Genomic DNA, 10,000 nt, shown 5'->3' with positions numbered 1-10,000 from the left:
TGGTCAAAAAATCTTCACGAAACTGTCATATAAAAGACGTTTTGTTTTATTAAAAAAATGTAATCAGATGGGGATTTTTTTATTTCGGCTCAGGAACAGCGGGACAAGGCTTTATCAATGTTAAAGCTGAAACAGATGGTCGGGCCGAACAGCGCATAATGCTTGTTTCGCTTTCATAAAACTGTCATAAATTAACGCCATACTGGTCACAATCAATAAATTAGCTTGAATTGGTAGAGGGTTATGTCTAGAAAAATCCTGGTCGTAGAAGACGAAGCACCGATCCGTGACATGTTATGTTTTGTGCTTGAACAAAATGGCTATCAAGCCAGTACAGCGGAAGATTTTGACTCTGCTGTGAACATGCTGGTTGAACCTTATCCTGATTTGGTGCTGCTGGACTGGATGTTGCCAGGCGGTAGTGGCATTCAGTTCGCCAAAAAAATGAAAGGTCATGAGCTGACCCGCACTATCCCTATTATTATGATCACTGCTCGTGGCGAAGAGGAAGACAAAGTCCGTGGCCTTGAAGTAGGCGCAGATGACTATGTGACTAAACCTTTTTCACCAAAAGAGTTGATGGCTCGCATTAAAGCTGTGATCCGTCGCGTGGCTCCTACCAGTTTGGATGATGTGATTGAAGTGCAGGGATTAAAGCTTGATCCTGTGTCACATCGGGTAACAGCTGCAGAGCAGGCCGTAGACATGGGCCCAACAGAATTCCGTTTGTTGCATTTTTTTATGACGCATCCAGAGCGGGTTTATAGTCGCGAGCAGCTGTTGGATCATGTCTGGGGTACTAATGTGTACGTTGAAGACAGAACTGTGGATGTGCATATCCGCCGTTTACGTAAAGCTATTTCGCTGGCTGGGCATGACCGTTTAGTGCAAACTGTACGTGGTTCAGGTTACAGATTTTCAGCAAAATAACTTATCCCCAATTACTTTGGTGATTTACCCTAAGTAAAATGAAAACCCGGTGCTGCACAGCGAAGGCAACCTAAATAGTCCTGCTCGACATAGCTGCGCTATGTGGCAGTGCTGGAGTGGCCAGCCAACAAAGCTTCGGCTTCAGAAACTATGGGTAATAAGTAGGTGCTATGCGTTTGTTATTGTCGAAGAGGAAGATTTTCAGCAAAATCTTCCTTTTGTTTTTTGTCGTTGCATTGATTGGCTGGTTGCTTGACCTGCTATTTCCCGCTTTATTTGTTACCTCTTTAGTGCTGCTTAGCTGGAATTACCGGCATATTTTTATATTAGATAAATGGTTGTGGCGCGATAAAAAACTGACACCTCCGGCCGGTGATGGTAGTTGGCAACAAGTCTTCGATGGCATTTATTATCGCCTACGCAAAGCACGTAAAAAAAATAAAGAGTTACGTGCGCTGATCCGGCGTTTTCGCGATGGTGCTGAAGCCTTACCTGATGCCATAGTGGTTTTGAACAGTGACTGGACTATTATCTGGTGTAATAAATTGGCTCAGCAGTTGGTTGGGTTACGTTGGCCACAGGATGAACGTCAACGTATTGATAATTTGATCCGTAACCCTGAGTTTCAGACTTATATTCAGCACAGACAATTTGATCAGCCGCTGGAATTATCCTCTCCTGTGAACGAAGATTTGGTGCTTGAATACCGTATGTTGCAGTACGGAGATGATCAACATTTACTGATAGTGCGGGATGTGACGCAGTTAAAACTGCTGGAGCAGGTGCGCAAAGACTTTGTCGCCAATGTCTCGCATGAACTACGCACGCCATTAACTGTGCTGCAAGGTTATCTGGAAGTGATGGATGCAGACAATCTGCCAAACGCAGGCATTTGGTTAAAAGCTCATACTGTGATGCTGGAACAAACCAAACGCATGGATGCACTGGTGCAACAACTGCTAACACTGTCTCGGATTGAAGCTGCAGCCAAAGTGCAGTTTGAAGATCAAATTGATGTGCCAGCCATGCTGGCGATGCTGGAGCAGGAATCGCAAACTTTAAATCGGGATAAACATCATCAGATCAGTTTTACAGTTGAGCCTGATCTGGTGGTGTCCGGTATTCGTGAGGAACTACGTAGTGCCTTTTCCAATCTGATCACCAATGCCATTAAATACACTCCAAATGGCGGTGACATTCAGGTCAGCTGGGTCCGGCAGCATCAGAAAGCTGTATTTAGTGTCACGGATAATGGCGAAGGGATAGCGCCTCAGCATGTGAAACGTCTGACTGAACGTTTTTATCGTGTGGATCAAGCCAGGGCCCGTGCGACCGGCGGCACTGGTCTGGGGTTAGCTATAGTCAAACATGTATTGCAACGTCATAACAGCAAACTGATGATTTTTAGCGAACCGAAAAAAGGCAGCAGCTTTTCTTTTAGCTTGCCTGCTGAGGTGTTATCCAAACGTAAAGCTATCAAAGTTCGTTAGCTGTACTATCCTGCTGCAGAAAGTGTAAAAATTTTTGCAGCAGGGGCGGTTGATAGTTTTTATGCCGGACCAATCTGAAATGTCGCTGTAACTGCAACGGGCTTTGCAGCAGAATTAACTGTCCGCTGTTAATTTCATCCTGCACCGCCAGCAAAGGCAAACAGCCAATCCCCAATCCTTGCTTTACCGCTTGTTTAATAGCTTCAGGCCGCTCCAGTTCGAGCAGATTGTCTGGTGACCACTGCAGTCGTGCCAGTTCATGCTCCAGTACAGCCCGGGTACCTGAACCTTGTTCCCTCACTATCCAGCGCTGTTCCAATAATTGAGCTGTAGATAAATTCTGATGCAGCTGTGGCTTGCCAAATAACACTGTTAAATCCTGCCTCCACTGATGGATATCAAATTCAGTACTCAATACCGGGCCTTCAACAAAACCCAATTGAGCCTGTTGCTGGTGCATCAGTTGCAGTACTTCGCTGCTATTGCACAGTCGTAGTTTGAAATTTATCGCAGGATAAAGTGCAGTAAATTGAGCCAATAAGGCTGGTAGCAAATAACAACCTACCGTTTCGCTTGCCACCAGTCTAAGTTCGCCTTTATCAGGTTGTGAGCTGACCAGCTCTTGTTGCAAGTCGAGAAACAACTGTAGTTTAGGTAACAGGTCCAGCGTATGTTGGGTTGGGATTAATTGCCGACCCTGGCGTAAAAACAATGGCTGACCCAAACGTTGTTCCAGCTCCTTTAATGCCTGGCTGGCAGCGGACTGACTTAAGGCTAAACGGTCTGCTGCTTTGGTCAGGCTGTGCTGACGGCAAATGGCATCTAATAACAACCAGTGGCGTGGACTAGGGTAATTCATTTGATTATTTAATCTGAATAATAAGATAAATCCATTATTCTTATTTGAATAGCTAATTACAATAGCGTTGTTTTTGACCACAAAGATGACATCATTATGTTGGTATTGGTTCTGCTTAGTCTGCTGTTACAACTCTGCTATCTGCTGCTCCCAGAGTTACACCAATGGGTTAGTCCAGTGTTTGTTGCCTTGCTACTGGGGTTGTCTGCGGCATTAGTATTGCCTTTGTGGGCAATTCAGCCACGGCAGCTGCTGGCGCCACAACTGGATAAACTGGCGCTATTGCAGCAAAAAGCGCTGCGTCTTGGCATAGTGCTATTTGCTTTTAGTGTTGATCCTGAACTGGTAACACAAACCAGTCCGCTGGCTTTATTGCAGTTGTTGACTCTGGTGGCGCTGGTGCTCGCTGCGGCTTTATGGCTTGGCATAAAAATATTTAAGCTACCGAAAGAGCTGGTACTGCTAGTCAGCTGTGGTTTAAGTTTTTGCGGCACTTCGGCGATTTTTGCCACCTGGTCAGTGCGAAAAAGTGACGAAGCAACGTTAACTCAAAGTCTGGCTATGGTGTTGCTGATGGGCTTGCTGGCGTTAGCAAGTTATGCCTTGCTGATGCACACAGGATTTTTGCCAGAAAACCAACTGGCCTGGCTGATTGGTAGCACTGCACCTGAAGTATCACAAGCTGTAGCGGCTGGCAGTCAGTTGGGGGATGCCGCATCCCAAGCTGTGATAGCTAAACTATTCAGGGTCTGTTTACTTGTGCCTTTTTTAGTGGTGCTGAGTCTGAATAGCAAAAACAACTCAGCTTTTGTTTTTCCGTGGTTTGTATTGGGTTTTAGTGCGGTATTACTGGTTAATATCTTCTTTGTAGTGCCAGTCTGGTTCAGTCAGGCGGCGCTGTTGATGTCACAAAGCTGTCTGATTTTTGCGATGTTAGTGACGGGCCTCCTCACCTGTTGGCAGGATTTAACTCAGTGCAGCGGCAAAGTAGTTGGCTTTGCCGCTCTGGTGATGTTTTTACTTTTTAGCTTTTCTTATCTGTTTCTGCCGGGTTAGCTAAATAATCCAGCGCCAGACCAGTAAAAGCCCTTACGCCATTTTCCAGTGCCTGCTCGTTCACCTGAAAAAAAGGCGAATGGTTAGGTGCGGTTTTTTCAACCGGGGTATTTTCTGCAGCTATGCCCAAAAAGAAAAATACGCCAGGCACTTGTTGTTGGAAAAAGGAAAAGTCTTCAGAGGCGGTGATAGGCTTGATTGGTGCCACACCAGCTTTGCCTGCTGCCCATCTTAGGCTTGGCATAGCCCATTCGGTCAGCTTAGCGTCATTCCAGGTGACAGCTGCAAAACCATGGTTATGAAATTCTGCAGTGGCACCACTGGCGGCCGCTATATGCTCTGAAGTGTGCTGCATTTTTTGTAATAGCTGCTCACGCATTTGAGGATCAAAAGTCCGTATTGTGCCTTCAAGTTTTACTTCATCCGGAATAATGTTCCAACGTACACCACCATGCACCTGACCTACAGATAACACAGCAGGCGCTTGCGTCACATCGAGTTGCCGTGCCGGTATTTGATGTAAAGCGGTAATGAGTTGACCTGTCACTGCTATAGGGTCAACACCACGCCATGGACTGGAACCATGCACTTGCTGGCCTTTGACCGTGATATTAAAGCTGTCGGCTGCAGCCATGATGCCTTCACTTTTTACCTGCAACTGACCAGCAGGGCCAGGCCATACATGCAAACCAAAAATGGCATCAGGTTTGTATTGGGCAAATACACCTTCTTTAAGCATTAGCTTAGCGCCACCTTCTTCCCCTGCTGGCGGGCCTTCTTCGGCGGGCTGAAATACAAATAAAACCGTACCGGCCAGTTGTGATTTCAGCTGTGTCAGCACTGAGGCTGTGGCCATCAACATCGCAGTGTGGGCGTCATGACCACAAGCGTGCATCACACCTACATCCTGACCGTTAAAGGTACTGCGTACTTTGGAGGCAAAAGGTAAGTCGACCTGCTCAGTCACGGGTAAGGCGTCCATATCAGCCCGAAGCGCCACAGTCGGGCCTGGTTTTGCACCTTTTAGTACACCCAAAACGCCGTGATGAGCTAAACCAGTTTGCACTTCCAGCCCGAGCGATTTTAAATGCTCTGCCACTATTTTTGCCGTATTGACTTCGCGGTTGGATAGTTCGGGATATTGATGAAAATGACGGCGCCATTGCAGCATTTGTGGCTGGATAGCTTGAATGGCAGATTCTGTTTGAGGTTTTAAATCTATGGCGGCCTGAGTTGAAAAAGTGCCGGCTAGAAGTAATGAAGCTAATGTTCTGTGCATGGCAGGATCCTTCTGGTATTGGTTTATTACCATACTGAGTCTCAGTGCAAAAGCAAAGCTGCTTGTTGGTATTGTCAGACAGGCTGCGCTTTATTCGGGTTCAGTTTTACTCTGCAATCTTTGCGCTATATCGTTGTTTTCTTTGGGTTCCCTTAGCCATTCCCGCCAAATAGCGACCAGCAGGGCCATCAGCACAGGCCCGACAAACAAACCCACCATGCCCATAGTTTTAACGCCACCGATCAGGCCAAAAAAGGTTGGTAAAAATGGCAGTTTGACTGGGCCTCCTACCAGATTCGGTCTGATGGTTTTATCCACAATAAAAAGCTCAATGCTGCCCCATAAAAACAGACCAACACCAGCGGTCAAATCGCCAGTACCTATTAAATAAATGGAAATCAAACTAAAAGACAGAGGGGCACCACCGGGGATCAATGCCATAAAACCAGTCAATACACCAAAAGCTACAGGGGAGGGCACGCCAGCTATCCAATACGCCACTCCTAATACCACACCCTCGCCTATCGCGATGATGGTCATACCTATCACTGTAGAGCTGACGGTAGCAGGAACCACACGGGAGAACCGGTTCCAACGATCAGGCAGAATGCGTTCACCTACAGTATCCAACTGCCAGGCCAGACGTTCACCATCTTTATACAGGAAAAATAAAGTGATCAGCATAAACAGCAACGTCAGCATAAAACCAGCTGTGGTCCAGCCAAAATTCAGCACCCATTTAGAGATACCACCTATTTGCTCGCCGCTGACTAAACTGACGACCTGGCCCAACTGATGAGGTTCGCCTAAATAGGTTTGCCAATAGCCTGCCAAAGTGTCTCCGATAGCGGGCAGGGCATTTAACCATTCCGGCACCGCAGCACCATGTTCGTTGGCATATTTCAGCCACTCTATCCAGGCCCGGATTTCTTCCATGGCATAACTAAACACCAGAGCCAGAGGGATCACCAGCCCCAACACCATAGCTACAATGGCAACACTGGCGGCTAAAGTGGAATTGTTGCGGCAATAGTTCAACAAATGCCGATACAAAGGCCAACTGGCAAAACAAATAATCAGGGCAGCCAGTACTGGCACCAAAAATCCAATAAAAAAGAACACACCGGCACAGAGGATCACCAACAATAAGGCTCTGCTGATGGCGTCGTTACTGAAAATCTGAGGCATCTGTGATTTTTCCTTTTGCCGGTCGTGGCTTAAAAATATTACTCCTCATCCGGATTTGATGGTTCAAACCCCGGGCTTTGCAAACTGCACTCTGTTAAATAGGGGCAATCGAGGACAAAGGCAATCTTTTTCAGATGTAATTGCTCCTGCTGCAGGTCAGCAACCAGCAAAGGTTGTTGTTCCAGCCATTCTTTTGGCAACTGCAGACTCAGGTGTTGATTTTTACCAACAACTTTTAGTGGTGGCAAAAAATCATCACGGCGCTTTTGATTTAATAAAACCGCCATCCGCAGTAATACCAGTAAAGACACGACTGTACTCGAACTGTACAAGTAAAACTGCGATAAATCTTCTATCTTGATCTTACGCCTGTGTGAACGCACCAGTGTAGCTAACAGTTGTTGTTGTTCCTGATTAAAACCAGGCAAATTGGCATTTTTTAAGATATAAGACGAATGGCGTTGTACGCTGGATGAGTTGATATGTAAACCTATCTCATACACTGTGGCGGCCCAGCTGAGCAGATCGGCCATTTCATCCGTCAGTTGCCAACTGGTGCGTAGCTGAGCAAAAAGTTCCAGCGCTGTACTGCGTACCCTGTCTGCCTGAGCTATGTCGATGCTGTATCTTTTGATCAGGCTCTGGATGGTGTGCTCGCGAATATCATGATGATGCAGGCGATCACTCATTTCATAGAGCACACCTTCACGTAAGGCCGCATCGACATAATACATTTGTGCAATGCCAAGCATATTAAATGCAGCAATCAGAATAGCTAATCCAGAACAGATCAGCAGTTTACGGTCGTCTGCTAAACCTGGTAAATCCAGCTGCTGACTGTTTTCCTGCGCTATTAATAAATCTTTGAGTTGCTGCAGATGCTCAGGTTCAATACAAGCCGGATGCCAGCCCAAGCCAACAATAATATCCCGGATGGTTTTAATAGTGCCTGAAGTGCCGACAGCCTGCTGCCAACCAGTTTCTCTGTAGGCTGAGACTATAGGTTCCAGTTCTTGCTCCGCCTGCAAGATGGCTCGTTCAAACTTCTTGTTACTGATGCGGCCATTAGGAAAATGCAGTTGAGCATAACTGACACAACCCATATTACGACTGGCCAGTTTCAGCGGCTGAAAGCCTTCGCCTATGGCGAATTCTGTACTGCCGCCGCCAATATCCATCACCAGGCGTCTGCCCTGATAATGTTCAAAGTGAGCTACGCCCTGATAAATAAAACGTGCTTCTTCCTGTCCGGAAATCACTTCGATAGGGAAGGGAAAGATAGCTTGGGCGCGACGCAAAAACATCGCGCTATTTTTTGCCCTTCTTAAGGTATAAGTGGCGATCACCCTCACCGATTCATTGGGCACAGGTTTTAATGTATCTGCAAACTGGGCCAGTACGGCCAGACCACGCTGCATCGCATCTTCAGTCAGCAGTAGATCTTCAGTCAAACCTTCGGCCAACTGTACTTTTTGTTTTTCACGGTGCAATAACTGCAAAGCGCCGTCAACTACACGGGCTATGACCATATGAAAGCTGTTGGAACCTAAATCAACAGCAGCCATGTAAGTGGCGTTATGGGTATCTGCGCTGGAGTCTGCGCTGGTCCAATGGGTCATGTTCCGGCCTGAGTGGATTGCTGTAACTGAGCAAAATAGTCATAGATTTCCTGTTGGGAGCGAATGCTACGCTTATTGCCTCTTTTTACATAGTGGTTACTTTGATCTTTATCAATAATCCGTGCCTTCACATTATCATGCCACTGAATATCCAGCGTGGTCAGGATCTGTTGTTTAATGGCGGCGTCATAAATAGGCACACCTACCTCAACCCTTTGATCCAGGTTTCGGGTCATCCAGTCGGCTGACGAGATGTATAAATCTGTTTCGCCGCCATTATTGAATACATACACCCTGGCATGCTCAAGGAATCTGTCTAACACGCTGGTGACATGAATGTTGTCACTTAAGCCTTTAATGCCAGGGATCAGCGAGCACATGCCCCTGACCATAATACGGATTTTCACCCCGGCCATACTGGCTTTGTACAGCAGATCGACAATCTGATTGTCAACCAGGTTATTGATTTTCAGAGTGATTTCAGCTTTTCGGCCAGAGGTGGCAAAACTGGTTTCTCTTTCAATCAAGGCGCTTAGTTTTGGTCTGCTCCAGGTTGGAGAGACAATCAGGTGGTTAAATTTGAAAGGTTTATAGCTGTACTGAATAAATTCAAAGACCTGATCCACCTCGTCACAAATTTCGCTGTGACAGGTAAACAGGCTCATATCGGTATAAATGCGGGCTGTTTTTTCATTAAAATTACCAGTGCCAATATGGGCAAACTTCTGAGTTTTACCCTTTTCCTGGCGGGTGATTAAACAGAGTTTGGAGTGGATTTTTAACGTCTGCAGGCCAAAGATTACTTCAATTCCGGCCTCGGTCATCCGTCGTGCCCAGTTGATGTTGTTTTCTTCATCAAAACGGGCTTTTAATTCCACTACTACTGTGACCTGCTTGCCGTTACGCACTGCATCCAACAGGGAATGTATGACTCTGGAATTTTTCGCCACCCTGTACATGGTCATTTTTATGCTGGTGACTTTAGGATCAAAGGAGGCCTGACGTACCCACTCAGTGAAATAACCAAAGCTGTGATAGGGGTAATACAACAAAATGTCTGAAGTGCGGATCGCTTCAAAGCTTGTAGTGTGACGTTCAAATTCAGGGCTTTTTAATACCGGCATAGCAGGGAATTCCAACGATGGGTGACCAATATTTGGAAATCCGATAAAGTCTTTGAAATTACGGTACTTACCGCCTGGAATTAGAGAATCATAAGAGCTGTAGCCGAGTAATTTTTTCAGCATCTTCAGCATGTGTTCTGGCATATGAGCATCATAAACCATACGCACAGGCTCAGATTTTAAGCGCTGCTTAATGCCTTTGGACATTTTGTCAATGAGTGACTGGTCCAGCGTATCACTGATATTGTATTCGGCGTCCCTGGTTAGCTTCAGGGAAAAGGCCTGAATTTCACAAAATTCAAAGAAACCATTAAACAAGTCTTTTAAACAGTGCACTATGATGTCGTCGAGCAAAATAATCTGCCGGCGGTAGCGGCCTTTCTTTTTGCTTTTATTTAAATGCAGCGGCAGCTCAACAAAACGTGACATGACACCGGTAGGCACCTGAACTATAG

General features: G+C 46.2%; 8 protein-coding genes. 3 read left to right on the top strand and 5 right to left on the bottom strand.

The features are described from left to right. Positions 1 to 243 precede the first annotated feature (243 nt). Both phoB and phoR read left to right on the top strand, forming a co-directional pair. Entirely contained in the window at positions 244 to 930 is a 687-nt protein-coding gene (gene phoB / locus LDL40_RS03840) for a phosphate regulon transcriptional regulator PhoB (RefSeq protein ID WP_008900420.1), read from the top strand. 170 nt (positions 931 to 1,100) lie between these two features. Then, a complete protein-coding gene (phoR, locus tag LDL40_RS03835; protein ID WP_300993796.1) occupies positions 1,101 to 2,420 on the top strand; it encodes a phosphate regulon sensor histidine kinase PhoR in 1,320 nt (439 codons plus the stop codon). On the opposite strand, the gene LDL40_RS03830 is transcribed toward phoR, so the two are convergent. After that, positions 2,407 to 3,279, bottom strand: coding sequence for a LysR family transcriptional regulator (locus LDL40_RS03830; RefSeq protein ID WP_300993794.1), 873 nt, complete (start codon positions 3,277 to 3,279; stop codon positions 2,407 to 2,409). The genes phoR and LDL40_RS03830 overlap by 14 nt on opposite strands. Positions 3,280 to 3,375: 96 nt before the next feature. On the opposite strand from LDL40_RS03830, the gene LDL40_RS03825 reads away from it, so the two are divergent. Next, positions 3,376 to 4,335 (top strand): putative sulfate exporter family transporter, encoded by a 960-nt coding sequence (locus LDL40_RS03825; protein WP_300993793.1) that lies wholly within the window; start codon positions 3,376 to 3,378, stop codon positions 4,333 to 4,335. On the opposite strand, the gene LDL40_RS03820 is transcribed toward LDL40_RS03825, so the two are convergent. From LDL40_RS03820 to ppk1, 4 genes are all read right to left on the bottom strand, one after another. Continuing rightward, on the bottom strand, positions 4,304 to 5,614 hold the full coding sequence (locus tag LDL40_RS03820) for an amidohydrolase (protein ID WP_300993792.1): 1,311 nt from the start codon (positions 5,612 to 5,614) through the stop codon (positions 4,304 to 4,306). The genes LDL40_RS03825 and LDL40_RS03820 overlap by 32 nt on opposite strands. Before the next feature lie 90 nt (positions 5,615 to 5,704). Next, complete coding sequence (locus LDL40_RS03815; RefSeq protein WP_300993790.1) at positions 5,705 to 6,802, bottom strand: AI-2E family transporter; 1,098 nt, start codon at positions 6,800 to 6,802, stop codon at positions 5,705 to 5,707. 38 nt (positions 6,803 to 6,840) lie between these two features. After that, entirely contained in the window at positions 6,841 to 8,421 is a 1,581-nt protein-coding gene (ppx, locus tag LDL40_RS03810) for an exopolyphosphatase (protein WP_300993789.1), read from the bottom strand. Then, positions 8,418 to 10,000 (bottom strand): polyphosphate kinase 1 (ppk1, locus tag LDL40_RS03805; RefSeq protein ID WP_300993787.1); only part of this gene is annotated, 1,583 nt, incomplete at its 5' end. The genes ppk1 and ppx, both read right to left, overlap by 4 nt.

This window comes from Rheinheimera sp. (genome assembly GCF_020217005.1).
In the GTDB taxonomy this organism is placed as follows: domain Bacteria; phylum Pseudomonadota; class Gammaproteobacteria; order Enterobacterales; family Alteromonadaceae; genus Pararheinheimera.
Note: the sequence above shows the minus strand (reverse complement) of the source record. Positions and strands in the feature narration are given on the sequence as shown.

Coding starts and splice junctions, on each gene's coding strand:
- LDL40_RS03825 (WP_300993793.1), top strand. CDS start 3,376: ATGTTGGTATTGGTTCTGCTTAGTCTGCTGTTACAACTCTGCTATCTG.
- LDL40_RS03815 (WP_300993790.1), bottom strand. CDS start 6,802: ATGCCTCAGATTTTCAGTAACGACGCCATCAGCAGAGCCTTATTGTTG.
- phoR (WP_300993796.1), top strand. CDS start 1,101: ATGCGTTTGTTATTGTCGAAGAGGAAGATTTTCAGCAAAATCTTCCTT.
- LDL40_RS03820 (WP_300993792.1), bottom strand. CDS start 5,614: ATGCACAGAACATTAGCTTCATTACTTCTAGCCGGCACTTTTTCAACT.
- ppx (WP_300993789.1), bottom strand. CDS start 8,421: ATGACCCATTGGACCAGCGCAGACTCCAGCGCAGATACCCATAACGCC.
- phoB (WP_008900420.1), top strand. CDS start 244: ATGTCTAGAAAAATCCTGGTCGTAGAAGACGAAGCACCGATCCGTGAC.
- LDL40_RS03830 (WP_300993794.1), bottom strand. CDS start 3,279: ATGAATTACCCTAGTCCACGCCACTGGTTGTTATTAGATGCCATTTGC.